The organism is Ruegeria sp. AD6 (assembly GCF_056542325.1).
In genome coordinates, this window is the sequence record NZ_JBQFZQ010000005.1 from 23,709 (window position 1) to 46,902 (window position 23,194).

The 23,194-nt window shown below is 58.1% G+C and carries 29 protein-coding genes and 1 tRNA gene; 13 read left to right on the forward strand and 17 right to left on the reverse strand.

Annotated features, from left to right (window positions below; translation table 11 throughout):
- Window positions 1-17 precede the first annotated feature (17 nt).
- Window positions 18-1,289, reverse strand: a complete 1,272-nt coding sequence (locus ACR0KJ_RS11765) for a tyrosine-type recombinase/integrase (protein WP_480626774.1) — start codon at window positions 1,287-1,289, stop codon at window positions 18-20.
- A 100-nt stretch (window positions 1,290-1,389) separates the two neighbouring features.
- Window positions 1,390-1,465 (reverse strand) — tRNA-Thr (locus ACR0KJ_RS11770).
- 176 nt (window positions 1,466-1,641) lie between these two features.
- On the opposite strand from ACR0KJ_RS11770, the gene ACR0KJ_RS11775 reads away from it, so the two are divergent.
- Complete coding sequence (locus ACR0KJ_RS11775) at window positions 1,642-2,517, forward strand: hypothetical protein (protein ID WP_170454062.1); 876 nt, start codon at window positions 1,642-1,644, stop codon at window positions 2,515-2,517.
- A 6-nt stretch (window positions 2,518-2,523) separates the two neighbouring features.
- Here ACR0KJ_RS11775 and ACR0KJ_RS11780 read toward each other — a convergent pair whose 3' ends face one another.
- Complete coding sequence (locus ACR0KJ_RS11780) at window positions 2,524-2,790, reverse strand: DUF2312 domain-containing protein (protein WP_170454064.1); 267 nt, start codon at window positions 2,788-2,790, stop codon at window positions 2,524-2,526.
- Between the two features lie 154 nt (window positions 2,791-2,944).
- Between ACR0KJ_RS11780 and ACR0KJ_RS11785 the strand changes: the two genes are divergently transcribed.
- A complete protein-coding gene (locus ACR0KJ_RS11785; protein WP_170454066.1) occupies window positions 2,945-3,163 on the forward strand; it encodes a hypothetical protein in 219 nt (72 codons plus the stop codon).
- A gap of 10 nt (window positions 3,164-3,173) precedes the next feature.
- Here ACR0KJ_RS11785 and ACR0KJ_RS11790 read toward each other — a convergent pair whose 3' ends face one another.
- On the reverse strand, window positions 3,174-3,389 hold the full coding sequence (locus ACR0KJ_RS11790; RefSeq protein WP_170454068.1) for a hypothetical protein: 216 nt from the start codon (window positions 3,387-3,389) through the stop codon (window positions 3,174-3,176).
- A 244-nt stretch (window positions 3,390-3,633) separates the two neighbouring features.
- Here ACR0KJ_RS11790 and ACR0KJ_RS11795 point away from each other — a divergent pair, with 244 nt between their 5' ends.
- The 4 genes from ACR0KJ_RS11795 to ACR0KJ_RS11810 are packed head-to-tail and all read left to right on the forward strand — an operon-like array spanning window position 3,634 to window position 5,816.
- Window positions 3,634-4,497 carry an MBL fold metallo-hydrolase gene (locus tag ACR0KJ_RS11795; RefSeq protein ID WP_170454070.1) on the forward strand — a complete coding sequence of 288 codons (864 nt, stop codon included), beginning with the start codon at window positions 3,634-3,636 and terminating at the stop codon, window positions 4,495-4,497.
- A gap of 18 nt (window positions 4,498-4,515) precedes the next feature.
- Window positions 4,516-4,944 carry a YeeE/YedE thiosulfate transporter family protein gene (locus tag ACR0KJ_RS11800; RefSeq protein WP_170623649.1) on the forward strand — a complete coding sequence of 143 codons (429 nt, stop codon included), beginning with the start codon at window positions 4,516-4,518 and terminating at the stop codon, window positions 4,942-4,944.
- On the forward strand, window positions 4,944-5,375 hold the full coding sequence (locus ACR0KJ_RS11805) for a DUF6691 family protein (RefSeq protein ID WP_480626867.1): 432 nt from the start codon (window positions 4,944-4,946) through the stop codon (window positions 5,373-5,375). The genes ACR0KJ_RS11800 and ACR0KJ_RS11805 overlap by 1 nt, the downstream gene beginning before the upstream one ends.
- Before the next feature lie 9 nt (window positions 5,376-5,384).
- Window positions 5,385-5,816, forward strand: coding sequence for a TIGR01244 family sulfur transferase (locus ACR0KJ_RS11810; RefSeq protein WP_170454074.1), 432 nt, complete (start codon window positions 5,385-5,387; stop codon window positions 5,814-5,816).
- Window positions 5,817-5,832: 16 nt separating this feature from the next.
- Here the strand turns inward: ACR0KJ_RS11810 and ACR0KJ_RS11815 are convergent, their stop codons facing one another.
- The 5 genes from ACR0KJ_RS11815 to ACR0KJ_RS11835 form a co-directional block, all read right to left on the reverse strand.
- The gene (locus ACR0KJ_RS11815; protein WP_480626775.1) at window positions 5,833-6,918 is read right to left on the reverse strand and encodes a FliM/FliN family flagellar motor C-terminal domain-containing protein; all 1,086 of its coding nucleotides are present in this window, start codon (window positions 6,916-6,918) and stop codon (window positions 5,833-5,835) included.
- Window positions 6,919-6,996: 78 nt separating this feature from the next.
- Window positions 6,997-9,675 carry a sensor histidine kinase gene (locus ACR0KJ_RS11820; RefSeq protein WP_170454078.1) on the reverse strand — a complete coding sequence of 893 codons (2,679 nt, stop codon included), beginning with the start codon at window positions 9,673-9,675 and terminating at the stop codon, window positions 6,997-6,999.
- Entirely contained in the window at window positions 9,675-9,983 is a 309-nt protein-coding gene (locus tag ACR0KJ_RS11825) for a hypothetical protein (protein WP_170454080.1), read from the reverse strand. The genes ACR0KJ_RS11820 and ACR0KJ_RS11825 overlap by 1 nt, the downstream gene beginning before the upstream one ends.
- Entirely contained in the window at window positions 9,980-10,360 is a 381-nt protein-coding gene (locus ACR0KJ_RS11830) for a response regulator (RefSeq protein WP_170623657.1), read from the reverse strand. The genes ACR0KJ_RS11825 and ACR0KJ_RS11830 overlap by 4 nt, the downstream gene beginning before the upstream one ends.
- A 78-nt stretch (window positions 10,361-10,438) precedes the next feature.
- Window positions 10,439-11,728, reverse strand: coding sequence for a helix-turn-helix domain-containing protein (locus ACR0KJ_RS11835; RefSeq protein ID WP_480580400.1), 1,290 nt, complete (start codon window positions 11,726-11,728; stop codon window positions 10,439-10,441).
- 193 nt (window positions 11,729-11,921) lie between these two features.
- On the opposite strand from ACR0KJ_RS11835, the gene ACR0KJ_RS11840 reads away from it, so the two are divergent.
- From ACR0KJ_RS11840 to aat, 4 genes are all read left to right on the forward strand, one after another.
- Window positions 11,922-12,458 carry a LuxR C-terminal-related transcriptional regulator gene (locus tag ACR0KJ_RS11840; RefSeq protein ID WP_170454086.1) on the forward strand — a complete coding sequence of 179 codons (537 nt, stop codon included), beginning with the start codon at window positions 11,922-11,924 and terminating at the stop codon, window positions 12,456-12,458.
- Between the two features lie 150 nt (window positions 12,459-12,608).
- Window positions 12,609-13,106 carry an acetyl-CoA carboxylase biotin carboxyl carrier protein gene (gene accB, locus ACR0KJ_RS11845; RefSeq protein WP_170520700.1) on the forward strand — a complete coding sequence of 166 codons (498 nt, stop codon included), beginning with the start codon at window positions 12,609-12,611 and terminating at the stop codon, window positions 13,104-13,106.
- 9 nt (window positions 13,107-13,115) lie between these two features.
- Complete coding sequence (gene accC, locus ACR0KJ_RS11850) at window positions 13,116-14,465, forward strand: acetyl-CoA carboxylase biotin carboxylase subunit (protein ID WP_170520698.1); 1,350 nt, start codon at window positions 13,116-13,118, stop codon at window positions 14,463-14,465.
- Window positions 14,466-14,513: 48 nt separating this feature from the next.
- On the forward strand, window positions 14,514-15,146 hold the full coding sequence (gene aat, locus ACR0KJ_RS11855) for a leucyl/phenylalanyl-tRNA--protein transferase (RefSeq protein WP_170454091.1): 633 nt from the start codon (window positions 14,514-14,516) through the stop codon (window positions 15,144-15,146).
- Here the strand turns inward: aat and ACR0KJ_RS11860 are convergent.
- From ACR0KJ_RS11860 to ACR0KJ_RS11885, 6 genes are all read right to left on the reverse strand, one after another.
- Window positions 15,101-15,469 carry a DUF2155 domain-containing protein gene (locus ACR0KJ_RS11860; protein ID WP_170520694.1) on the reverse strand — a complete coding sequence of 123 codons (369 nt, stop codon included), beginning with the start codon at window positions 15,467-15,469 and terminating at the stop codon, window positions 15,101-15,103. The two genes, aat and ACR0KJ_RS11860, sit on opposite strands and share 46 nt — an antisense overlap.
- On the reverse strand, window positions 15,466-15,918 hold the full coding sequence (gene mlaD, locus ACR0KJ_RS11865) for an outer membrane lipid asymmetry maintenance protein MlaD (protein WP_170454095.1): 453 nt from the start codon (window positions 15,916-15,918) through the stop codon (window positions 15,466-15,468). Before mlaD ends, ACR0KJ_RS11860 begins: the two co-directional genes overlap by 4 nt.
- A gap of 12 nt (window positions 15,919-15,930) precedes the next feature.
- Window positions 15,931-16,314, reverse strand: coding sequence for an NADH:ubiquinone oxidoreductase subunit NDUFA12 (locus ACR0KJ_RS11870; protein ID WP_170454097.1), 384 nt, complete (start codon window positions 16,312-16,314; stop codon window positions 15,931-15,933).
- Window positions 16,315-16,392: 78 nt separating this feature from the next.
- On the reverse strand, window positions 16,393-16,755 hold the full coding sequence (locus ACR0KJ_RS11875; protein ID WP_170454567.1) for a RidA family protein: 363 nt from the start codon (window positions 16,753-16,755) through the stop codon (window positions 16,393-16,395).
- A gap of 186 nt (window positions 16,756-16,941) precedes the next feature.
- Window positions 16,942-18,210 carry an ATP-dependent Clp protease ATP-binding subunit ClpX gene (gene clpX, locus ACR0KJ_RS11880; RefSeq protein ID WP_170454099.1) on the reverse strand — a complete coding sequence of 423 codons (1,269 nt, stop codon included), beginning with the start codon at window positions 18,208-18,210 and terminating at the stop codon, window positions 16,942-16,944.
- A 135-nt stretch (window positions 18,211-18,345) separates the two neighbouring features.
- Window positions 18,346-18,978, reverse strand: coding sequence for an ATP-dependent Clp protease proteolytic subunit (locus tag ACR0KJ_RS11885; protein ID WP_170454101.1), 633 nt, complete (start codon window positions 18,976-18,978; stop codon window positions 18,346-18,348).
- A gap of 348 nt (window positions 18,979-19,326) precedes the next feature.
- Here ACR0KJ_RS11885 and ACR0KJ_RS11890 point away from each other — a divergent pair, with 348 nt between their 5' ends.
- Complete coding sequence (locus ACR0KJ_RS11890; RefSeq protein WP_170454103.1) at window positions 19,327-19,668, forward strand: metalloregulator ArsR/SmtB family transcription factor; 342 nt, start codon at window positions 19,327-19,329, stop codon at window positions 19,666-19,668.
- Between the two features lie 61 nt (window positions 19,669-19,729).
- On the forward strand, window positions 19,730-19,867 hold the full coding sequence (locus ACR0KJ_RS11895) for an entericidin A/B family lipoprotein (RefSeq protein WP_170454105.1): 138 nt from the start codon (window positions 19,730-19,732) through the stop codon (window positions 19,865-19,867).
- Window positions 19,868-20,774: 907 nt separating this feature from the next.
- Here the strand turns inward: ACR0KJ_RS11895 and ACR0KJ_RS11900 are convergent.
- Together ACR0KJ_RS11900 and ACR0KJ_RS11905 are read right to left on the reverse strand one after the other, a co-directional pair.
- Window positions 20,775-21,224, reverse strand: coding sequence for a hypothetical protein (locus ACR0KJ_RS11900; protein ID WP_480626776.1), 450 nt, complete (start codon window positions 21,222-21,224; stop codon window positions 20,775-20,777).
- A 129-nt stretch (window positions 21,225-21,353) separates the two neighbouring features.
- Window positions 21,354-21,674: a hypothetical protein gene (locus ACR0KJ_RS11905; RefSeq protein ID WP_480626777.1), complete on the reverse strand. Its 321-nt coding sequence runs from the start codon at window positions 21,672-21,674 to the stop codon at window positions 21,354-21,356.
- A 359-nt stretch (window positions 21,675-22,033) separates the two neighbouring features.
- Between ACR0KJ_RS11905 and ACR0KJ_RS11910 the strand changes: the two genes are divergently transcribed.
- The gene (locus ACR0KJ_RS11910) at window positions 22,034-22,903 is read left to right on the forward strand and encodes an SDH family Clp fold serine proteinase (RefSeq protein WP_480626778.1); all 870 of its coding nucleotides are present in this window, start codon (window positions 22,034-22,036) and stop codon (window positions 22,901-22,903) included.
- Window positions 22,904-23,194: the final 291 nt, after the last annotated feature.

The following is a 23,194-nucleotide window of genomic DNA, read 5'->3' on the forward strand; positions in this document are numbered from 1 at the left end:
CCGTTGATGATTTGAAATTAAGTGCCTGTTCGACCAATTTCAACAACATTGGAAGGTACATTTTGAAATTGCTTGTTTATTGCCGCCGCAATCGCCTCAGCCGCTGCCTTCTGCTCCTTGAGCATCGGCGCGCCGTAGTGTCCAAGCATCCGTAGATCGTTGTCGATCATGGTCTGTTGAGCCAGCCAGCGGTGGACATGGCGGGGTGCAACTTCGCGAGCAACTGTCATCCAGAAGTGACGCAAATCTCCAGGCAGAGTCTTTGGCAACCGATCCAGCACATCAATATGCCCACGCGTGTCACCCACAACCCGGCGGCTCGGGAACACATAGTCACTGTCCTCATACCTGATGTCTTTGAGGCGTTTAAACAGGCGGAGCGCATCGTCACTCAGAGCAATCGTGCGCGATGACTCCTGCCGTTTCAGCCGGTCGAACGTGACCGTCCCTTCGTCCAGATCAACCTGATCCCAAGTCAGCGCGCGGAACGACCGGCCACGAAACCCTGTGTACCACGTTAGCATCCAGCACAGACGGATATGCTCGTTCTTGATGCCGTCGATCTCTGTTTTGCGGTCTGCCCATGGCACGGACAGATCAAGTTTGCCGGTCTCGACACGGCTTTTCATCTTGGTCCCATCAAGGAGCGCGGGGATCGGCAGAGCAAGGGCACAAAGCCGGTTGATGAACCGCACAACCGCACCAGCTACAGACCCGGCCAGATGCGCCGCGTTCGGACGCGATTCTTGCAGCTTGTTCAGGTATTGATTGATCTCAAGGATAGGCAACTCATCGACGTGGATGTCGCCCCACTGACCGAGATGGTTCTTGAACGAGTTGCGATAGTCGCGCGCCGTTGTCTCCATCATACGGGCTTTGCCTGACGCCCGCGCCGTTGTCCGGTGGGTGATGTATTGCTCCAGCGCGTCCGCAAATGTCGGGATTCCGAGCTTCGCCCGTTCCAGTTCGCGCTCGCCCTTGGTCAGGACATTGCCCTCCTGAATTTCGAGCAGGGCCTTGCCGACCTGTTTCTTGGCCCAAGCGCAGTGTGTGCCTTGGTTCGCCCATTGGCCGAGTTTGACAGCTCGGGTCTTCTGGGCCTCAGAATCCCACTTGTTGACCCACCATGTTTTGACTCCGCCTTTTGTGACGCACAGGCGCAGACCCTTCACGTCGGGGTCGGTGAACCATGTCGTTTTGTCCGCTGACAGGGTTTTGAGGTTCGAATCTGAGAACTTAATGTGTGGCATATCGTGTCCTTGTAAAACCGCGTTCGTTACAAGGTTCACGTTACGTTCTAACCCATATCAAACCCAACCGAAGATTAAGTATGCACCTCAAGTAACTGAGGGAACATCTTATTTTGCCGGTGTTTGACTGGTGTTTAAGTGGTGCCCCCACACGGACTCGAACCGCGGACCTACTGATTACAAATCAGTTGCTCTACCAGCTGAGCTATAGGGGCACTGGCTGCCGATTACTGCCTTCGGAACAGGACTGCAAGTCGGAATTTCAGCATTCGGTTGGGGATTGCCGAAATTTCTGCGATTGTGTGAAACTCAACCTATCGAAGCGGCGGGCTTCGTTCTATGTGATGCGGGTCGAGGAACGCTTGGCAAAACCTTTGGGCGTAAGGAAAATATGCAGGTAGTCATTCACGCTGGGGTCGCCTTCACGGATGAAGGGCAATTGCTGGACTCGCTGGTCGCCAACAAAGGCGTCATCACTCAGACCGGGGCTTTTCCGCTGGGGCCGCGCAAGTGTCGGCATTTTGAAAGGATTATGTCGGATTCGATCCTGAAAAACCTGCCTCTCGCCGACACCCGGGATCAGTTGCGGGCGCTTCTGCCAGATACCTCGGGTTTCGGGCGTTTGATCGTGTCCAGCGAGAAATTCTTTGGCCCGATCAAGACTGCCTTGCAACATGGCCAGATGTATCCGTTTGCCGGACGGCGCATTGCATACTCGCAAGAGGTTCTGGAAGGGGCAGAGGTCGAGGTTTTTGCCGGGCTGATGAACCCGGGATCGTTCATTCCGAAGATTCTGACGGCAATGGACCCTGACCGCGCGCGGTCAATTCTGGACACCACGGACCTGAGCTGCCTGAGCTGGGTCAGCATGATCGAAGACCTGAGCGACCTGGCGCCCAACGTGAAGATCACGCTGTGGGAAAACGAGGACACACCCCTGATCTGGGGCGACATCGTGCGTGCCATGGCCGGTTTGGGGAATGACGTTGCGATAAAGGGCGAGCATACGCTGCTGGCCTCTTTGTTGACCGAGCAAGGCAAACACCAGCTTCTGCCGCTGATCCAACAGGAACAATCGGGGGCCAGGCTTGCCTCGCGCGATGAGTTGATCGCCTTGTTTGAAGACTATGCGCAGCCCGACCAGATCGAAGAGGAACTGGATCTGCCGGGCTGGAACGCAGATATCGTCAGCGCGTTTTCAGAACTTTACGCGCAGGATATGGCGAAAATCCGAACCCTGCCAAACATTCGGGTTCTGGACGTCTAGGCCGGGTTACATCCCCAGCGCTTCCTTATACATCTCCAGAACCGCTTCTTCTTCGGCGATGTCGTCTTTGTCGCGCTTGCGCAGCGCGATCACTTTGCGCATGACCTTGGTGTCATAGCCACGGGCCTTGGCCTCGGCCATCACTTCTTTCTGCTGTTCGGCGATGTCCTTCTTTTCGGCATCCAGACGCTCGAACCGCTCGATAAACTGGCGCAATTCGCCAGCGGTTACGCGGTAATTTGCGGTGGCCTGATCTTCGGTCATATCTTCCATCGACGTCTTTCCCTAAGGCTTGAATTGGATGCAGTTACCTCGCGGATACATCGGGTCCGCGCAGGTCGCAAGCACCCAATCCGTCACCGGGCTTGTCTGTGCCGGTGCGATCCAGTAAGCGCAGGTTCAATTCGCAGCAACTTTTTGGGGCGCCATGTTTGAAGTCATCACCTGGGGCGGGGCCGCCCTGTCACTGGCCGGGCTTGCCGGACTGGTCTGGTGCATTCTGCGCGTGATGAAGGCGCGCAAGGCCGGATTGTCGGATGATGAATTGCGTGCCGTGGTTCAGGGCGTTCTGCCATGGAACCTGGGGTCCCTGTTTCTGTCCGTGATTGGCTTGATGCTGGTCATCCTCGGGATCTCCTTCGGATGACCGCCCGGCGCTAGATCGGCATATTGTCGAACCGCGCTTCCATTGCATCTTCGCACAAAGCGGAATCCAACCGACGCAGGCGGGATGGAACATGCATGCCCTGTCGGCGCATATGATCGACAATCTTGCTGACACTTGGTTGCAGAGCCAGACGCGTATCCAGGCACGCGTTTTCCAGCTTTTGTTCAAGCTTCTCGACTTCGGAATAGATGGATTTCGGTTCCATATCGCTCCTCCCCAGTGATGCCAGTATCTCCGATATAGGTAACGGGATTAAGACCGGAACAGATTACTCTGATACTGTGCGGAAACCCGCCGGAGAGTCCGTCAATTTCGGCAATCCGGCGCGGTACGGTTAAAGTTTAAGCCAAATTAATCAAACCTGCCTTGACGGACATCAAAAACCAAATCGGATATTGCAACACATTCCATGGTCAATATATGAAGTATGGACAGGAGCGGAGGACCCCATGACCCCAAATGTGAAAGCGTTTTTTGACGATCAAACCTTCACGGTGTCCTATGTGGTGAACGAACCCGACGGAGCGGCCTGTGCCATCATCGACAGTGTTCTGGATTTTGACCACGCATCCGGTCGTACCACGACCAAATCGGCGGATGAGATTATCGACTACGTCCGGTCCCAGGGGCTCAGGACCGAATGGATCCTGGAAAGCCATGTGCATGCCGACCATCTTTCGGCGGCCCCCTACTTGCAGGATAAGCTTGGCGGAAAGATCGGAATTGGCGACCAGATCGTGACCGTGCAGGACACCTTCGGCAAAGTTTTCAACGAAGGGACCGAGTTTCAGCGGGATGGCAGCCAGTTCGACGCCCTGTTTGCGGAAGGCGACAGCTTTCACATCGGGCAGATGCGCGGCGACGTGCTGCACACGCCGGGTCATACGCCTGCCTGTTTGACCTATGTGATCGGGGATGCGGCCTTTGTCGGGGATACGCTGTTCATGCCCGATTTCGGCACCGCGCGATGCGATTTTCCGGGCGGTTCCTCATCTACGCTATATGCCTCAATCCAAAAGATCCTGTCTTTGCCCGATGATACTCGCGTTTACGTCGGACACGATTACAAAGCCCCCGGGCGCGATGAATATGCCTGGGAAACCACGGTGGGTGAGCAGAAGGCGCTGAACATCCACATCGGCCAGGGGCGCAGCATCGAAGAGTTTGTCGAAATGCGGGATGCGCGCGACGCGACATTGGCAATGCCGCGCCTGATCCTGCCGTCTTTGCAGGTCAACATGCGCGCAGGTCAGATGCCGCCGGCAGATGAACAGGGCGATGTGATGCTGAAGCTGCCGATCAACAAGCTTTAACAAAGGGATCAATCGAACATGATGACGGCTTGGGTGATGGGCTTGATTGGCGGTGTGCTGATTGGCCTTGGCGGCGCGGTATACCTGTTGGGCAATGGCCGCATCATGGGTGCCAGCGGCATTTTGGGTGGGCTGGTCGATGGCAGTGCGCGCAACGAAGCGGTCGAGCGTTTGGCTTTCCTCGCCGGGGTGATCGGGATGCCCTTGCTGCTGCGGCCATGGATCGCACCGGGGGCCGAAACGCATTTGACCGGCAATCTGGTGCTGGTGATTGTGGCGGGGCTGTTGGTGGGCGTCGGTACGCGCATTGCCAATGGCTGCACCTCGGGGCATGGCGTGTGTGGCATTTCCCGGTTTTCAATGCGTGGGATCGTGGCCACGTTGATCTACATTGCAGCAGGCGGGCTGACCGTGCTGGGCTTGCGGCATATTCTGGGGATCGCATGATGCGAGTATTGATCGCAGCACTTGCCGGGTCCCTGTTTGGCATTGGCCTTCTGGTCTCTGGCATGACCGATACGACCAAAGTGCAAGGCTGGCTGGACGTTTTCGGGGATTGGGACCCGACCCTTGCCTTTGTGATGGGTGGTGCAATCCTGCCAATGATCCTTGCATGGCGTCTTACGACCGGACGGCACCCCATGGCAGGCGGTGAGTTTCCGGCCCCGACGCGCGCCGAGTTTGACCGGAGGTTAATTGTGGGCTCGATCTTGTTCGGGATGGGATGGGGCATGGTGGGGCTGTGCCCCGGTCCGGCGCTGGCCTCGCTCAGCTTTGGCGGCAGCGGCGGGGTGGTGTTTCTGCTGGCCATGATCACGGGAATGTTCCTCGCCCCTCACGTGGGGCCACAGCTAGACAGGGCTGCAAACGCGGCCTAAGGAATTGGCATGGAGATTCGACCTATTACCCCCCGCTACGCCGTCTCACCCCAGATCACGGTCGAGGATGTTCCGGCCATCGCCGAAGCCGGTTTCGTCAAGGTGATCTGCAACCGTCCGAATGCCGAAGTTCCGGCTGACATGCAGTCGGATGCAATCGGCGAAGCCGTGCGTGCAGCGGGTCTGGAATATGAAGTTCTGGAACTGACCCATCAGACAATGACACCTGAAAACGTGTCGCGTCAGCGCGACATGGCCGAGACCTGCAGCGGCCCGGTGCTGGCTTATTGCGCGTCCGGTACACGCTGCTCGGTCGTCTGGGCGCTTGGGCAGTGCGACCGGATGAGCACGGATGAGATTCTCACCGCAACAACCAACGCGGGCTACCAGTTGGAAAACCTGCGCCCAGCCCTGGATCAAATTCGCAACAACGCAGAGTGATCTTGCGGCCCTTCGGTCACATCGGATCTGCGCCATCATCCGGGCCGGTCAGGCCCGCCAGTTGCGAGATTTCCGCGACCATCTGATCCGAATCCGCAAATGAAAGATCGGTGTCCAGCGGATCGGGAATTTCGGTGACATTGGGATATGGGGTGACATCCACTGCGTCAGCGCCCCGGTTCGGCGTCCCGGCGCGGCTTGCGATGAAATCTTGTGCTTCAATATCGGACAGGGCGGGCAAAGCTGCGTGTTCATTGATGCGGACGGCCCGCAGACCGCCACTTTGCCCAAGTCGCCCCACTGCAGCCCGCGTGCGATCGATCGCCAGAACCTCGGTGCGATCAAGACGGGCCCGTTCCAAGGGCAAAACGTCACCAATCCCCAGCCCTGACAAATCGGACAGCGGCACATTCATACGGCACAGCACGGCGTTCAACTCGGCCCGCACAACGCCCGAGGATTGCTCAAGGCGTGCCCCCGCATCCGGTTGCGCCCCGGCATCCTCTTCGACGTCGCAGGGGCGTTGAGGCAACAGGATTGCGATATGGCCCTGCCGGACCCCTCCGGCCAGATCGATTGTCAGTTCGAAACCGCAATAAACCTCTTCCACCAGTGTCAGGCAAAGCGACCGCAAATCCCCGGCGCGGGCCATATACTCGTAACCGGTCAGGTCGACCTCTTCCTCTACCATCTCGGCCAGTTCCGCAGCCTTGACCAACGCTTCTTCCACCAAAGGTGCAACCATTGCCGCATCGGTGTTGGTGAAGGCGCGCGCCTCGGGCGGTGTGGCGGAGAGCTGTCCAATCGTCTGGGTCTGCACAATTGCCGACACAGTGTTCGGGTCCAGACAAGCTGCGGCAACCCCGTCAGGACCCCGGAAGAACAACAGCAACCAATCGTCGCCCACATCCGCAACCAGATCGGCAGCGGGCTGGTTGGACTGTTTGGCCCCGATAACCGCCAAGGGCAGGTTCAGCCGATCCGCTGCGGCCCGCGCAAAACCCAGACGCAAGGCCCGCAGAATCGAGCGGGGCCGGTTCTTCAAATCCTCCCGCCCCGCTGAAAGCTTGCGCGCCAAAGCCGCATTCACAGTCTGTGCCATGCCCAAAGTTCACCAATTTGTCGTGTCCCTGACCACTGGTGTAACCCGGCGAGTGTTACGAAGTTCTTTAGACGACCCCTACTGCGCCGCCTGCTGATAGGCCAGCGGCAGGCTGACACGAAATGCGGCCCCGCCCTGCCCCGGCAGATAGGTGATCTCGCCCCCCAGTCGCTGCATGATCTCGCGGCAGATCGCCAGACCCAGCCCTGCGCCCCCGGCCTTGTCGGCGCCGACACGGGCGAATTTCTCGAAAACCAGCGATTGCGCCTCGGCGGGGATGCCGCCGCCGTTGTCGATGAAATCGATCACCAAGCGCCCGCCGACATCATGGGCCGAGATAGTCAGAACAGGCTCGTCCGCATCGCAGTATTTTTGCGCATTCGAGATCAGGTTGATAAACACCTGCCCCAACCGATCCAGATCGGTATGCAGAGCAAAGCGTTCGGACGTCCGGCTGCGACGCACGGTCAGGCCCCTGTCCGACCCGGCCAGGGCACTGGACACCGCGCGATCCAGAATTGAACGCAAAGTGCCTTCACCCATGTTCAGATTGACCTGCCCGTTTTCCAGAACGCTCAGGTCCAGCAGGTCGTCCAGCAATCGGGTCAGTCGCAGCGCCTCGTCATGAATGATCGCCGCATAGCGCGTTTGCTCTTCGGCGCTCAGCCCCTCGGTGTCGCGCATGATCTCGGAAAACGCTCGGATCGACGTCATCGGCGTACGCAATTCATGGCTGACCTGGCTAAGGAAGCTGTCTTTTTGTTCAGACACCAGCGTCAGCTTTGTGTTCGCTTCACGCAGTTGACGGGCGGTACGGCTCAGCTCGGCCGATTTCATTTCCAACTGGCTGGAATATTCAAGCAACTGAGCGGATTCGTCGGCCACAGCCAGCAGATCCTCGACCGACACCGACGCGCCACCGACGATCTGGCCAATCATCGCATGGGCCGTCGCCGCCCCGACGGAACCGCTGAGTTCCCGCTCCAGCCGGTTCAGGAAGCCCGGCGTCGGTTCGGGCATGTGCGAACGGGCCCCTTGTTGTTCCGCTTCGGCCAGAAAGAACTCCTGCGCGGGACCTGTGCCCAGAATCCGCTGGGTCATGATCATCAGGTCTTCGCTTTGCGCCACCGATCCGGTCCACCCGCGCGGGGCGACGGAATGATCAAAGACGTTGACGAACTGCGCGCCTTGCAGGCGTTCCAGCGGGCTGGGAAAGCTGAGCAGCGAGGCAACGCAGAATGCGATTGTGTTCAGGGACATCGACCACATCACGGTGTGGACCATCGGGTCCATTCCTTCGATGCCGAACATCGCCTGCGGGCGCAGCCAGCTGATCCCGAACGGCCCGTAGTCCAACACCGACTGCGGCATCCAAGCCCCGCCCATCCCGGGTAGAAGCAGCGTGTAAATCCACAGAACAAACCCGACCGACAGCCCAACCAAAGCGCCCGTCCGCGTCGCCCCTCGCCAGAACAGGCCACCGACCAGAGCGGGCAGAATTTGTGAGATACCGGCGAAGGCGATCAACCCGATCGAGGCCAGCGCCGCGCCACCCCCGGACAGGCTGTAGTAGAAATACCCCAGCGCCATGATAACCGCGATGGATACGCGCCGCGCCATCAAAACGATGTTGCGCACATCGCCTGAAACCGAGCCCGCGCTTTCATGGGTATTCAGCCAGATCGGCATGACCACATGGTTCGATACCATCGTCGACAAGGCCATGGCCGTCACGATCACCATCGATGTGGCCGAGGAAAACCCGCCGATAAAGGACAACATGGCCAGCCAGTCATTGCCCTGAGACAGCGGCACCGTCAGAACAAACAAATCCGGGTTTGATCCGGGCGGCAACAGGTCCAGCCCGACGACAGCGATGGGGACGACAAACAAGCTCATCAACAGCAGATACAGCGGAAAGGCCCAGGCGGCGGTTCTCAGGTGGCCTTCGTCGTCGTTTTCCACGACCATGACCTGAAACATCCGTGGCAGGCAGACGAAGGCGGCGGCAGACAGAAAGATGAAGGTGGTCCAGCGCCCGGCATCCACATGCCACTGGCCAATCTCGGACGCATCAATCTTGTCCATCATCGGACCGATGCCGCCAGCAATGCCCCAGACAACGAAGACGCCAACCGCAATCAGGGCAAACAGCTTGACCACGGATTCAACCGCAATCGCCATGACCACGCCATGGTGGCGCTCATTCGCATCTAGATTTCGGGTGCCAAACAGAATGGCAAAGACGGCCAGCCCGGCGGCAACCCAGAACACGTTCGACCCGCCACGATAGAGGCCCGAGGGATCAGCCTCGACAAAGATCGAGAAGGACAGCGTGATCGACTGAAGTTGAAGGGCGATATAGGGTGTGCCGCCCAGAACGGCCAGAATGGTGACGCAGACCGCCAGCGTATTGGATTTGCCATAGCGCGACGACAAAAGGTCCGCGATGGATGTCACCCGCTGGCTGCGCCCGACGCGGACCAGTTTACGCAATCCCCACCACCAGCTGACCATCACCAGCGTCGGGCCCAGATAGATCGTCACATATTCCAACCCGGATCGGGCCGCGTTACCGACCGCGCCGTAAAACGTCCAGGCGGTGCAGTAGATCGACAGGGACAGCGTGTAGATCAGAGGTGAGCGTAGCCACTTCCCCTTCCCTGCCGCAGCCATTCTGTCGGCGGCAAAGGCAACGCCGAACAACAGCACCACATAGCCCAAACTGACCAGAATCAGGATGTTGAGCGTGGCCATCACTCGGCGTCCGCGTCAAAGTCGCCGCGCATGCCCAAACGACGGGCGGTCAGGCCAAAGATCAGGCCAACGGCGATCAGAAACCCCCAGCAGATGAAGATGTAGAACATCGCCGAGGACAACGGCACCGCCTGATCCCCAGACGCCCGGTCAGGCCACAGCAACGGGATCGCCAGCAACGCGGCCCCCATGAAAGGCAACAGCCGCGCCGCGTCGGTCAGCCTGCGGCGGCGATAGCTTTGGCGTCCCAGAAACAGCGAGGGGCGTGTGCCTTTTGGCTTGGGGTCGGTCTCTTCCGGGGGGCTCATAATCGGGATGCCTGCGCGTGCAGATCCCGCACCGCAGTCAGCACCTCTGCATTGGAAAAGGGCTTGGTCATGAAGCGGCTGACACCCGCATTCTCGGCCATTTCCCGATCCCTGGATTGTCCGCGCGCGGTCAGCATCAGGATCGGCAGGCTTTGCATGTCGTCCAGGTCTCGCAAGTCGCGCAGAATATCCATGCCACTTTTCCCGGGCAGCATGACGTCCAGAATCACAAGGTCCGGGTTCGCTGTCCGGATCACCTGAACGGCGTCTGCCCCATCGGCATGTGTTTCAACCTGCCACCCTTCGCGGGTCAGCAGAAATCGGATTGCCTCAGCTATGTTCGGCTCATCCTCGATCAACAGAACCTTGCGGCTCATATTTGCAGTTCCTCCCCATGGCAACTGGCGCACAAAGCCCGCTGCCACCGCCAGATTAAGCGCTCAGTTAGGATACTGTCAAAAGCCTTCGTTTAGAATCGAAGGCTCGCGCCGGGATGCACAGTCTTTGCTGGGGCACACCCGACAGTTTGCCCCAACCCGGGTCGAGGCGACACCCTGTACCCCATCCCCGACCGGGCGCACCAACATCGCCGAGCGATAAGCAGGGTCCTGATCGTATCCGGGCGTTGAATGAAGCCAGGCATAGGCGTGGCATTCAAATTCAGCCGAACTGCGCCCAAGCTGCGCGATCTGCTTTCGAACCGGTACCAAGGGACGGCTTAACGCGGTGAACAGCGGCCATAACGGGCAGGCCTCTCCATGTCGCGGCAGAACAAAACCGGGAAGCGGCTTGAAGAACAGGATGCTGCCGGATGCGTCGCACAGAACCAACCCGGCCGGGCGGTGCAGTACACTTTCCGGCAGAAAGGCCAACCGCCGCAGAACCGTTGCAACATCGACCGAGAACAGGCGGGCCAGTTCGATTGGGTCCGGCTCTTTCTCCTCCATCAGCTTTTTAAGCTGGGCAAGCGGCATCGCCCTTGCGTCCTGTGCGCACAGGTCCAGAACCTCGCGCGCCACGGTGCGCGCGGCGGTTGTGTTCAGCCCGTCCAGATTGACATCGGCGGACCCGCCCTCCTCGAGTTCGGGGAAACTGTAACCGCGTGCAGCAAAATGGCTTTCGACCTCCTCCAAGGGTACGCCCCGCGGGTCCGTGGCCGAGTCGCTTTCGTCCAGATAGGTCACCAGCGCCTTGGAGCTGTCGGCCAACCGCTCGGCATCCTGATGAAGGTTCTTGTGAAACCGCTCCTGCCACTCGGCATCAATGTCCTGCGTGTCCGCCAGAATGCCCGCCGTCGAGCGAATCGCGGCTGCCGTCGACAGAACCTCGTGCATCGCGGCCGCCAGATGCGGGTCGTGGGTCAGGCGGTCTGACAGGGTTTCCACCGTGCGCTCTAACGAGATCACCCGCTGATGCATTTGCGCCAGGACACCCGCCCAGCCCGGAAAGCGCCCGGCGAATTCCTCAAGCCCGTCAACCTCAGCCTCTTGCCCGACCGCATCAACCGCCGCCTCTCGCAAGGCCGAGATCAGCGTAGCCTCGATCCCCTGCGTCAGCAGCGATGGCTCAACCGCCAGTGCCCCGGCAATATCGACCAGCAATTTGCCCCCGATCCGGCGGCGATTGTGCTCGATCAGGTTCAGGTAGGACGCAGAAATTCCGACACGACGCGCCAGTTCAGCCTGCCGCAGCCCGGCAATCTGGCGCCGTTCACGTATGCGGCTTCCGGTAAGAGTGTCGCGCATAGCTCCACCTCCTGAGCGTTGCGAATGATCCAGTTGTTTTCAGATTATTCTATTTTTTGCATTCAGTTAAGTCGTACTTTTCACTATGGATTTACAGCTTTGACACCGACGGCAAAAAGCACGATGGCGCAGAATATCCGGCGACTGCGCAAGGCCCCTTCTAATCCACCTCAATTCCCGGCACCATAAGACCATGAGCGACCCCGCATTCGAATACGCCCCCATTGGTCTGGTTGAACTGGAAAACCGGATCATCCGGCGGTGCAATCTGCAATTCGCACGCACCTTCGGGGGCGAGGAAGTCGATTATCGCAACATGCCGCTTTTGCATCTGTACCCTTCGGTCGCTGATTGGGAACGGATCGGGGAACGCAGCCTGCAGGTGATGCGCAGCACCGGCTATTATACCGACGAACGGGTGATGCGTCGGCGCGATGGCGATCTGTTCTGGTGCCGGGCGCGAGGACGGTCGCTGACACCCGACGACCCGTTTCGCCATGGAATCTGGAGCTTCTCCGATATCTCTGAAGAGCGCCCCCTCGTCGAGTTGACCGTGCGCGAACGCGAGGTCGCAATCCTGTCCTGCCGGGGTCTTTCGGCAAAAGAAATCGGCATGGAACTGGGGCTGAGCTACCGCACGATCGAGGCCTATCGCGCCCGCCTGCTTGAAAAATTCGGGGCGCGTAAACTGCCGGAACTGGTGGCGAAACTGTCAGGCATGCCCCTGTGACGCGAAACTGCCTGTGCAGCAGGGGCAAAAGGTTCGTTTTCTCCTGTCAGACTGCGCTTTTCATGACCGGTCGCTTGGCTTATAACGCTGCGTAATCATACCAAAGCCCGCGCGAACAGACGGGCCAAAGGGGAACCGTCGAGGACACTCATGACAGATACCAAACACGAAGCGGATGTGGCGTTCATCAAGGCACTGGCCGAATTGCTGCGCGAAAACGACCTGACCGAACTGGAAGTCATGCGCGAATATGGCGACGACGACAGCCTGAATGTCCGCGTCAGCCGTGCGGCTCAGGCGGTTGCCGCCCCGGTGCAGGTTGCCGTTCCTGCGGCTGCACCCGTCGCACCCGTTGCCGCAGCAGCCCCGGCCGCCGCGGAAGCCCCCGCCGCACAGGAAGATCCGGCCAGCCACCCCGGCGCTGTGACGTCACCCATGGTCGGCACGGTCTACATGCAGCCCGAACCTGGTGCGCCTGCCTTTATCTCGGTCGGTGCGTCCGTGTCCGAAGGCGATACGCTGCTGATTGTCGAAGCGATGAAAACCATGAACCACATCCACGCGCCCAAATCGGGCACCATCAAGCGTGTTCTGGTCGGCGATGGCGATGCTGTGGAATTCGGCACCCCTCTGGTCATCATCGAGTAAGGCGGGCCCATGTTCGACAAGATCCTGATTGCCAACCGAGGCGAGATCGCCCTGCGCGTCATCCGCGCCGCGCGCGAGATGGGGATTAAGACGGTCGCCGTGCACTCCACCGCCGACAGCGACGCGATGCATGTGCGCATGGCAGACGAATCGGTGTGCATCGGCCCTCCGCCCAGCCCGCAAAGCTATCTGTCGGTGCCTGCAATCATCTCGGCCTGTGAGATTACCGGCGCGCAGGCGATCCATCCCGGCTATGGCTTCCTGTCCGAAAATGCCGAGTTCGTGCAGATCGTCGAAGACCACGGCATCACCTTCATCGGCCCCACCGCTGAACATATCCGCGTCATGGGCGACAAGATCACCGCCAAGGACACGATGAAGGAACTGGGTGTGCCTTGTGTTCCCGGCTCGGACGGTGGCGTTCCCACGCTGGAAGACGCCAAACGCATCGGTGAGGAATTCGGCTATCCCGTCATCATCAAGGCCACCGCAGGTGGCGGCGGCCGCGGCATGAAAGTCGCGATGAACGCCGCCGAGATGGAAAGCGCCTTCATGACCGCCCGGGCCGAAGGCAAAGCCGCCTTTGGCAATGACGAGGTCTATATCGAGAAATACCTGACCACGCCGCGCCATATCGAGATTCAGGTCTTCGGCGACGGCAAAGGCAACGCCGTCCATCTGGGCGAGCGTGACTGTTCCCTGCAACGCCGCCACCAGAAGGTGTTTGAAGAGGCCCCCGGCCCCTGCATCACCCCCGAAGAACGTGCCAGAATCGGCAAGATCTGCGCCGATGCGGTGGCCAAGATCAACTATATCGGCGCGGGCACCATCGAGTTCCTGTACGAAAATGGCGAGTTCTATTTCATCGAGATGAACACCCGCCTGCAGGTGGAACACCCTGTCACCGAAGGCATCTTTGGCGTCGATCTGGTGCGCGAACAAATCCGCGTTGCAGCTGGTGAGCCGATGTCCTTCGGTCAGGACGATCTGGAAATCAACGGCCACGCCATCGAGGTTCGGATCAACGCCGAAAAGCTGCCAAACTTCTCTCCCTGCCCCGGCAAGATCACCGCGTATCACGCGCCGGGTGGTCTGGGCGTACGGATGGATTCGGCGCTGTATGACGGCTATTCGATCCCACCCTATTACGACTCGCTGATCGCCAAGCTGATCGTTCAAGGCCGCGACCGGGCCGAGGCTCTGGCCCGTCTGGATCGCGCTTTGGGAGAGTTGATCGTGGACGGCATCGACACAACCGTGCCCCTGTTTCACGCGCTGTTGCAGGAACCCGACCTGCATAGCGGCGACTATAACATCCACTGGCTGGAGCACTGGCTTGCGGAGAATATGGGCGAATAAAGTCGCAAGGCCGGACGGGTCCACCCGTCCGGGCTCCGGGCATATCCGATGAGCCTGACCCCTGAACTTCTGCTGCATGGATATTCCATCGGCATTTTTCCGATGGCCGAACATCGGGATGACCCGGACCTGTTCTGGGTCGACCCGAAACTGCGGGGCGTGTTCCCGCTGGACGGATTTCACATCTCACGAAGTCTGGCCCGGCGTATCCGTAATTGCGGTTTCGACGTCACTATCAACCGGGATTTTGCCGCAGTCGTCGACGGCTGCGCCGATAGGGCCGACACCTGGATCAACGCCGAACTGCGAGATCTCTATAGCCAATTGCATCAGGCCGGCCACGCGCATTCGCTTGAAATCTGGGACCATGACCAATTGGTCGGCGGCGTTTACGGGGTTGTTCTGGGCACAGCTTTCTTTGGGGAAAGCATGTTTTCGCGCCGCACCGATGCCTCAAAAATCGCCCTGGCCTATTTGGTCGATCGGCTTCGCCAAACCGGGTTTCAACTGTTCGATACCCAGTTTCTGACGGCCCACCTTGCCTCACTCGGGGCCATCGAAATACCGCGCAGCCGCTACAGGAAAGCATTGGAAGATGCGATCAGCGCCAGCGCCGATTTTACGGCCCCGATAACTCAGTCGGCTGGGGGTGTGATACAGCGGATCACCCAGACATCGTAACGCGCGTGATCCAAAGCGTTCAGCGCGGGCGACGTGGCGATCATCCAACCATCAAACAGCTGATCGGCTTTGCCCGTTTCCCAGATCGTCAGATAGGCAAAGGCATCGCCCGTCGGGTTGTCCGCCGGATAGCGGCAATCCCCTAGTGCGACGTCCAGACCAAACACCGGCTGAGTCTCGCCGCTTTGCATTTCGACATCGACCGTCTGACCGCTGACCTTGTCCAGGCCACGCAGCATCGCCCCGGGCCCGGATTCAACCTTCTGCTGTGCCGCCGCGCCCGTCGCGCAGAGCAGCAGAGCGGTCAGCGCCAGCCCCCTCATTCGCCGCCGTCTCCGGCAACGAATTTGACCAGCAATGAGATCAGGCTGACCGCGCCCTGTGTGTCCTCAATCTCGTCCCCTGGCTCAAAAAAGAACGGAGAGCCGCCGGGCATCACCTCGACAAAGTTGCCACCCAGCAACCCCTCGGACGAAATCACAATGGCGCTGTCATCGGGCACCAGAATCCCGTCAGAAATCGTGAAGGTCGTATCCGCACGGTACGTGTCCGCGTTTAGTTCAACACCGGTTACGGTGCCGATCTTGACGCCAGCCAGACGGACATCGGTGCCAACACCAACCCCTTCGAGCGAGCGGAAGGACGCGCCCAACTCGTAACCAGTGCCGCCCTGGGACAGGCCGGTCGATTGGCTGGCATAAACGCCAAATGCAACGGCAACGGCCAATACGGCGCCACCGACGAAAACTTCGGTCCAATTATGGGTCGACATTGCTCGCCTCTGCTATTCGGGGCTCCAGGCCTCGTAATCTTTGCGCTCGACCGGATCAGGCCTGCGCAACGATCCTGCCGGAGTGTATGCCAATGCAGTGCCCGTCAGGTTTTCCTGATGCGGCTTTTCCCAGGATTTGTGGGGCAGCGGCTTGTCGGTCGGCGGCTCATCCCAAGTCCGGTGCAACCAACCGTGCCAGTCCGGATCAACGCGGCTCGCCTCTGCCTCACCGTTGAAAATCACCCAGCGTTTGCTGTCATCCGCATTGCGGTAAAACACGTTGCCTTCATTGTCTTCACCAACTTTGACACCTTTGCGCGCTGTATAAAGTTTCGTGTTCAGGGTCGCCCCGTTCCACCAAGTCACAGCCTGCAAAAGAGTGTTCAGAAGTCCCATAGGTGATCTCCGGCGTGTTCGTCAGGCAAGATATGACCGAAAGGCGGGCAAAGGTCCAGTACCACCCGCGTGACTGCGTCACTCGGGCAAGAATGCCGTCACTTCGATTTCAATACGGTATTTCGGATCGATCAGACCACACTCGATCATCGTCGCCGCCGGAGGGTTTGCGCCAAAGGTTTCGGCCAGAATGGGCCAGCAAGGTTCAAATTCATGACGATCCGGCAACATGTAGGTGACGCGAACAACGTCTGAGAACTCCGCTCCGGCCTCTGCCAGTGCTTTTTCTATGATGGACAACGCAGACCGGCATTGTGAGACAACGTCATCTCCCTGCCCGACGGTCCCGGCAACATGTACCCAACCACCTGCAACCACGGCGCGGCAATACCCGGCCTTGGCTTCGAATTCGCCACCTGAAGAAATACGTTTCACTGCGATCCACCGTACCGAGAATTTAAAAGGACTCCACCACGCAAACCGGATTCATTGCGAGGCTCTGCCTCGCGCTCCGAGATATTTTTAGCCAGATGAAGAAAGGATCCGCACTTCTTCTGTTTCAAAATACCTCGGGGGAATCGTGGCTTGCCACGATGGGGGCAGAGCCCCCCTGAACCGTCGCTTGGGTTAACCTGCGGATGCAGATTCCGGTGCTGCATCTGCGTAAATGATCAGGGGCTGCGCGTCCGAACTGACCGCCTCTTCATTGACGACAACTTCGGTCACGTTCTTCATGCCCGGCAGCTCGAACATCGTATCCAGAAGAATATCCTCAAGGATCGACCGCAGTCCCCGCGCGCCCGTTTTGCGTTCGATCGCTTTCTTGGCAATCGCCTTCAGCGCATCGTCCGTAAAGCCAAGCTCGGCATCTTCCAGTTCGAACAGGCGCTGGTACTGCTTGACCAGAGCGTTCTTGGGCTTGGTCAGGATGGTGACCAGAGCATCTTCGTCCAGATCTTCCAGCGTCGCCAATACCGGCAGACGGCCGACAAATTCCGGGATCAGGCCAAATTTCAGCAGATCTTCAGGCTCGAGATCCTTGAAAATCTCACCCACGCCGCGGTCATCATTGTCACGCACATCGGCGCCAAAGCCCATGGCCGAACCCTTGCCACGTTGCGCAATGATCTTGTCGAGCCCCGCAAAGGCCCCGCCACAGATGAACAGGATGTTCGTGGTGTCCACCTGCAGGAACTCCTGCTGCGGGTGCTTGCGCCCCCCTTGCGGCGGAACGCTGGCCACGGTGCCTTCCATCAGCTTCAACAGCGCCTGTTGAACACCTTCGCCGGAGACGTCGCGCGTGATCGAGGGGTTCTCGGACTTTCGGGTAATCTTGTCGACCTCGTCGATATAGACGATACCGCGCTGCGCGCGCTCGACATTGTATTCGCTGGCCTGGAGCAGTTTCAGGATGATGTTCTCGACATCTTCACCCACGTAACCGGCTTCGGTCAGCGTGGTTGCGTCCGCCATGGTAAACGGTACATCCAGAATACGCGCCAGAGTCTGTGCCAAAAGCGTCTTACCGCAGCCCGTCGGGCCGATCAGCAGGATATTGGACTTGGCGAGTTCAATATCGCTGCCCGCTTTCTGGGCGTGGTTCAGACGTTTGTAGTGGTTGTGCACCGCCACGGACAGCACGCGCTTGGCGGTGGCCTGACCGATCACGTAATCGTCCAAAACCTCGCAGATATCCTTGGGCGTCGGCACACCATCGGATGACTTCAGCCCGCTGGCTTTGGTCTCTTCGCGGATGATATCCATGCACAGCTCGACACATTCATCACAGATGAAAACGGTCGGTCCTGCGATCAGCTTGCGCACCTCATGCTGGCTTTTTCCACAAAAGCTACAGTAGAGCGTGTTTTTGCCGTCACCGCCTGAATTCGTCGCCATGATCTACCTTTCGGGCTTCGTCCCTGCGCCCCTGTCTGCCGGGGCGCCCTTGCGCATGTTCGTGCAGCTTAGGCCAGCACTGTGGCGGCTACAATCTCAAAATGACCCCCGCGCGATGGGCGCGGGGTCCGTCTCTTAGGCCTCTTCCGTGTCCATCTTGGCACGGTTTTCAACGATCTCGTCGATGTGGCCCCATTCTTTCGCCTCTTCCGGGCTCATGAAATTGTCACGATCCAGCGCCTTTTCAACCGCCTTTTTGGTTTGGCCGGTATGACGCACGTAAATGTCATACAGACGATCCTTCAGCTTTTGCGTCTCGGCCGCGTGGATCATGATATCGCTGGCCTGGCCCTGATAACCACCACTGGGCTGGTGCACCATGATCCGGCTGTTGGGCAGCGAGAACCGCATCCCCTTTTCACCACCGGCCAGCAGAACCGACCCCATCGAGGCCGCCTGACCGATCACCAGCGTCGAACATTTCGGCTTGATGTACTGCATTGTGTCGTAGATCGACAAACCGCTGGTCACCACACCACCCGGCGAGTTGATGTAGATCGAGATTTCCTTGTTGGGGTTTTCCGCCTCAAGATGCAGCAGCTGGGCCACGACCAGATGGCTCATCCCGTCATGGATCGGACCGTTGATAAAGATGATCCGCTCTTTCAGCAGACGCGAGAAGATGTCATATGCGCGCTCGCCCCGGCTGGTCTGTTCGACCACCATGGGGACAAGCGTATTCATGTAGGTGTCTACTGGATCGAACATTCGTAACCTGCCTGATTTGCTATGGTTCGGGAGACTATCCCAACAAGTATTACCCGAGTCTTAGTGTCGCCACTGGGGGGCTGCAAGGGGGGCTGCAAACATCGGCCCCCGATTGTGGAATTGTTGGTGGTTTGCGACGGCTGACATGCCTGAAACCGACCTGTTCCGCGAATGCCTCTGGATCATAAGGGACAAGGGTTACGATAAATTCCCCTTACATTCATCACGACATTTTGATTCATGCATATAGGAAAATACGTCCAAACTACGTAACGGAGTGTTTCGCACGCAAAGCACTTATGGAATGAAAACAACGCCCGCTCATCGGGCCTGCAAGGAAAAGAAGTGATGGCCCTTCCCCAGCTATCTTCGGACATGACTCGAGATGATCTAGACCGAATGGTCGACAATGCGACCCGCGCCTCAAACTTTCTGAAGGCGATCAGCCACGAAGGTCGGTTGATGATCCTGTGTCATCTTGTGTCCGGCGAAAAATCTGTAACCGAACTGGAAGAGTTGCTGTCCGCCCGTCAGGCCGCCGTGTCGCAACAATTGTCCCGGCTGCGGTTGGAAGGTCTGGTCTTGCCGCGACGCGAGGGCAAAGCCATTTACTACCGGCTCGCGGATGATCGCCCCCGTAAGATGCTGGAAACCGTCTACGAACTGTTTTGTCAGGACGACGTTGCCTAACGCTGGCCCGTCGTTGGAAAAGGTGCTACCGAACACAGGATCGAGCACTAAGGAGACAAGCATGATCCGCGCAATTCTGATTGGCCTGAGCCTGTTTGCACTGACCGCCTGCGAAACAGCCAAAGGCGCTGGTAAAGACATTGAAAAGGCCGGAGACGCGATCCAGAACGCCGCGACCGACGTTCAGGAAAGCATCTGACACGCCCAGCATATTGCGGGGTCGCGTAGAATTGCATCAACATCTTGTTGAAAACCTGATCCGAAGGCGCTAGGCTGACAAGCATAGGTGCATAGACGCGGCATTGCATTTCTGACGTTAAGACGGGGTTCTTTCGTTCGCGCGAAAGAACCCCGTTGCCATTTGCGGGGTCGTAAGTGGTAGCCTGTATGGAACCCTGATCTGGAATAGGAAAAGGCGTCAGGTGCGCAGACGCGGTCTTTGCATGCATCCTTTCGGACACTCCTGACGCCTTACCGGTCCGACTTGCCCCGAGGGGTGCGTCGATCCAGTTACCTCAGCCCCTTGCGAAACTGCGGCTGCCGCTTTGAACCCGAAGGCCTCCGCAGCGCGCCTGAACCGTTTAAGACGTTGATCTCTCACCACTGGGCGGACACCCAACACTGACCGATCACCGCCTGGCAAACCTTTGCAAACTAAACAAAATCCTAAGATCTGCTCAACTTGCTCCGGCCACCTTGGCCCTTGCGCCCCGCCGCCCTATCCGAAGAAGTGCTGCGGTAATAAGACTGTTACATTGCGCCCTGTTTCCGGCAAGAAAATAGCACTGCAGCATGGAAATTAGACGGGGATAACCTGTTGATATCTGGCTGGAGGGCGATGTGGATAAATCGAGAAGTTTTGCAACCGCGCAGGCTTGGTGCCGGAAAAGTCGAAACACCGGACGCAGGCCCAAAAATCACCCGATGCTGCAGGTGCGAACTTGAAAACAGACGGTCACGCAGCCGAATCCACCCCAAAACCGCCCCGAATCGAACGACTCGGGGCCGTTGATCTGAGAAGCGTTCCGACCTGACCTTAGCTACCTATTACAGGCCGCCGGAATGGACGGCAGGTACCCCCTACATGCGATCAGGCCGGGAACGCTTCAGTTCACCTGTCGTTCCAGAACGGTGCTGTAGGTCGTTCCGGTCCGCAGGCTACGGAAATCCGCATAGATCCTGCCATCCTCATAGCGCGCATCGATCAGCGCGTTCACACCGACGGCTGGCTCGGCCGAGCTTTCGACGATCCCGATCTTGCCCGAGCCGTCCTGACTGATCGAACCGGTCGCCTCATACAGCGTCCAGTCATCCATCGCACTGCGCCGCCACATGCTGGGGCCCCAGAACACGTTGTCCTGCTGCGTCTGGATCTCCAGAACCCATTCCGACTGGTTGAACCGGGGCGCATCGCCCGTGGCCGCGTTCGACGGCGACACCGTCGTCTGGCTGGCCGTCCAGGTGCCGCGCAGATCGGGCGTGGTGTCGGCAGCCGCACTGCCAAGGGCGAGGGTCGAGGCCAAAGCAGCCGCTCCGGCAGTCATATATCTGGTCATGGTCTCTCCTCCGTCAGATCGTGGCCATCACTGGCCTTGTCGTACAGATTGGGAGGGGGAGAGGCGGTTACAACTTACCTAAAGGAAACTTAACGGCAGGCTCAGCTTGGCGTTAGATGACGCGCGCCCTCAGGCCCAGGCCAGCACGGTGCCGAGGATGACAAGGCTGATGCCAAAGACCTCACGATACGAGAAATTCTCGCCAAACAGGAAATATGAGGCGACGGCGATCAGGATGACCTCAGCCCCCAGAATGCCGGTGTAGATGATACCCAACCGCTCCTCGCGCAGCGCGGCGAGTTCCAGCGTCGCGCCCGCCAATAACGTGGCGACGATCAACAGGCCGAGGCCGACACCGGGGATTTTCCACCAGAACTTCATCGCGATCATAGCAACGGAATAGAGGCCAGCCGACCCGAGGGCGATGATGGGGATCATGGATGTCGACATTGGAGCCTCATGCGGAGAGTTTCCGATAGGTCAACAGTATCAGATTGTAGAGTCGATAGATGTGAATTGGGTCACAATAAAAATGCCCCCTCACCCTCGTAGGGCGGGCTTCAGCCCGCCAACGGAAACGCCAGAGTCCCGACAGCCAGTTAGGTCACAGCAAATGGCGGGCTGAAGCCCGCCCTACGGAGCCGCAAAAGTCGGTCAACAAATCAGAGGGCCGCCGGGCGGGTGGGTTCTGCGTTCGCTGTTTTGGACTGCTGCTACAACAGCGATAACCCAAACGGTTCCCTCACTTTCCCTTGATTAACCTACTTAAGGTTGCAATACCGGATTAGATGACTAGACGGAGATAGAATTTGAAGCCTGATCATTTCGACCGATCAATTTTTGAAGTAATTGATAAACGCTGCAAAAGACTGGAGGATGTTCTCGAAAGTGATGTGATTTTCTATCATGGTAGCATCCTACCTCATTACTTCCGAGAATTCAGAGACTTTGTTGAGCAAGTCAGAACAGCAAGTACTCGCGATAACGACAGAATTTCATTGCTGCTGAGAACCGGAGGTGGCTCGGCAGAAACAACCGAACGAATGGTTGGAGTGCTAAGGAAGCACTACGCAGAAGTGAATTTCGTTGTCCCAGACGTCGCGATGTCCGCCGGGACAATTCTTTGTATGTCCGGAGATAAAATCTACATGGACTACGCTTCGACGCTTGGCCCAATCGATCCACAAGTTCCAACGCCTGACACTGGAGATTACGTTCCTGCGCTTGGTTACTTAGATAAAGTTGAGGAGATCACTCAAAAAGGTCATCTAGCACCGGCGGATGTAGTCATGTTGAAAAGCTTGGACCTAGCAAAACTAGCGCTTTTCGAACAAGCAAAGGACCTTTCTGTTGATCTGCTGAAAAAGTGGCTGGTCCAGTACAAGTTTAAGAACTGGACCCACCATCGAACTACCAATGCAGGTACTCCAGTGACAAATCATGAGAAAGCGGAGCGGGCAGAACAGATAGCTCGTGATTTAGCTGATCACAAGCGCTGGAGGTCTCACGGTCGGAATCTAGATGTAGCAAAATTAACGGAATTGCGCATAGAAATTGATGATTATTCGGATAAAGTAGACTTGCGTGAAGCGATACGTGGGTATAACGACCCATTAACCGGCTTCGTTGATCGTGTGCGATTAGAGTTCGTGATGCACAGCCATCATGTACCTCTTTGAGCAGAGGGAGAGCAAAATGGGACTTGTTGGATCCGTAAGACAGAGCCTTAGGGACGCGCCTGAACCACACCCAAATAATGAACTACATGGCGCTCTAGCAGAAGCAGAACGACTGGCAGACCTATACTCAGAGGTCAAACCTCAACCATACGTCGTTCCAATTGAGCGATTTGCTGGCCTACCAGTTTTCAAAGATAAATCTGTGGACGAGCAAGACTGAGCTTGCCGACTTCGCCAATACTTCAGCGTTTTCGCGTCTGAATTTTGGGCGCAAATGTCACGTAAAATGGA

What these genes read in the sequence shown, in the direction of transcription:
- ACR0KJ_RS11775 (WP_170454062.1), top strand. Translation starts at nt 1,642, where the DNA reads ATGCAGGTAGTCATTCACGCTGGGGTCGCCTTCACGGATGAAGGGCAA.
- ACR0KJ_RS11780 (WP_170454064.1), bottom strand. Translation starts at nt 2,790, where the DNA reads ATGGAAGATATGACCGAAGATCAGGCCACCGCAAATTACCGCGTAACC.
- ACR0KJ_RS11785 (WP_170454066.1), top strand. Translation starts at nt 2,945, where the DNA reads ATGTTTGAAGTCATCACCTGGGGCGGGGCCGCCCTGTCACTGGCCGGG.
- ACR0KJ_RS11790 (WP_170454068.1), bottom strand. Translation starts at nt 3,389, where the DNA reads ATGGAACCGAAATCCATCTATTCCGAAGTCGAGAAGCTTGAACAAAAG.
- ACR0KJ_RS11795 (WP_170454070.1), top strand. Translation starts at nt 3,634, where the DNA reads ATGACCCCAAATGTGAAAGCGTTTTTTGACGATCAAACCTTCACGGTG.
- ACR0KJ_RS11800 (WP_170623649.1), top strand. Translation starts at nt 4,516, where the DNA reads ATGATGACGGCTTGGGTGATGGGCTTGATTGGCGGTGTGCTGATTGGC.
- ACR0KJ_RS11805 (WP_480626867.1), top strand. Translation starts at nt 4,944, where the DNA reads ATGCGAGTATTGATCGCAGCACTTGCCGGGTCCCTGTTTGGCATTGGC.
- ACR0KJ_RS11810 (WP_170454074.1), top strand. Translation starts at nt 5,385, where the DNA reads ATGGAGATTCGACCTATTACCCCCCGCTACGCCGTCTCACCCCAGATC.
- ACR0KJ_RS11815 (WP_480626775.1), bottom strand. Translation starts at nt 6,918, where the DNA reads ATGGCACAGACTGTGAATGCGGCTTTGGCGCGCAAGCTTTCAGCGGGG.
- ACR0KJ_RS11820 (WP_170454078.1), bottom strand. Translation starts at nt 9,675, where the DNA reads ATGGCCACGCTCAACATCCTGATTCTGGTCAGTTTGGGCTATGTGGTG.
- ACR0KJ_RS11825 (WP_170454080.1), bottom strand. Translation starts at nt 9,983, where the DNA reads ATGAGCCCCCCGGAAGAGACCGACCCCAAGCCAAAAGGCACACGCCCC.
- ACR0KJ_RS11830 (WP_170623657.1), bottom strand. Translation starts at nt 10,360, where the DNA reads ATGAGCCGCAAGGTTCTGTTGATCGAGGATGAGCCGAACATAGCTGAG.
- ACR0KJ_RS11835 (WP_480580400.1), bottom strand. Translation starts at nt 11,728, where the DNA reads ATGCGCGACACTCTTACCGGAAGCCGCATACGTGAACGGCGCCAGATT.
- ACR0KJ_RS11840 (WP_170454086.1), top strand. Translation starts at nt 11,922, where the DNA reads ATGAGCGACCCCGCATTCGAATACGCCCCCATTGGTCTGGTTGAACTG.
- accB (WP_170520700.1), top strand. Translation starts at nt 12,609, where the DNA reads ATGACAGATACCAAACACGAAGCGGATGTGGCGTTCATCAAGGCACTG.
- accC (WP_170520698.1), top strand. Translation starts at nt 13,116, where the DNA reads ATGTTCGACAAGATCCTGATTGCCAACCGAGGCGAGATCGCCCTGCGC.
- aat (WP_170454091.1), top strand. Translation starts at nt 14,514, where the DNA reads ATGAGCCTGACCCCTGAACTTCTGCTGCATGGATATTCCATCGGCATT.
- ACR0KJ_RS11860 (WP_170520694.1), bottom strand. Translation starts at nt 15,469, where the DNA reads ATGAGGGGGCTGGCGCTGACCGCTCTGCTGCTCTGCGCGACGGGCGCG.
- mlaD (WP_170454095.1), bottom strand. Translation starts at nt 15,918, where the DNA reads ATGTCGACCCATAATTGGACCGAAGTTTTCGTCGGTGGCGCCGTATTG.
- ACR0KJ_RS11870 (WP_170454097.1), bottom strand. Translation starts at nt 16,314, where the DNA reads ATGGGACTTCTGAACACTCTTTTGCAGGCTGTGACTTGGTGGAACGGG.
- clpX (WP_170454099.1), bottom strand. Translation starts at nt 18,210, where the DNA reads ATGGCGACGAATTCAGGCGGTGACGGCAAAAACACGCTCTACTGTAGC.
- ACR0KJ_RS11885 (WP_170454101.1), bottom strand. Translation starts at nt 18,978, where the DNA reads ATGTTCGATCCAGTAGACACCTACATGAATACGCTTGTCCCCATGGTG.
- ACR0KJ_RS11890 (WP_170454103.1), top strand. Translation starts at nt 19,327, where the DNA reads ATGGCCCTTCCCCAGCTATCTTCGGACATGACTCGAGATGATCTAGAC.
- ACR0KJ_RS11895 (WP_170454105.1), top strand. Translation starts at nt 19,730, where the DNA reads ATGATCCGCGCAATTCTGATTGGCCTGAGCCTGTTTGCACTGACCGCC.
- ACR0KJ_RS11900 (WP_480626776.1), bottom strand. Translation starts at nt 21,224, where the DNA reads ATGACCAGATATATGACTGCCGGAGCGGCTGCTTTGGCCTCGACCCTC.
- ACR0KJ_RS11905 (WP_480626777.1), bottom strand. Translation starts at nt 21,674, where the DNA reads ATGTCGACATCCATGATCCCCATCATCGCCCTCGGGTCGGCTGGCCTC.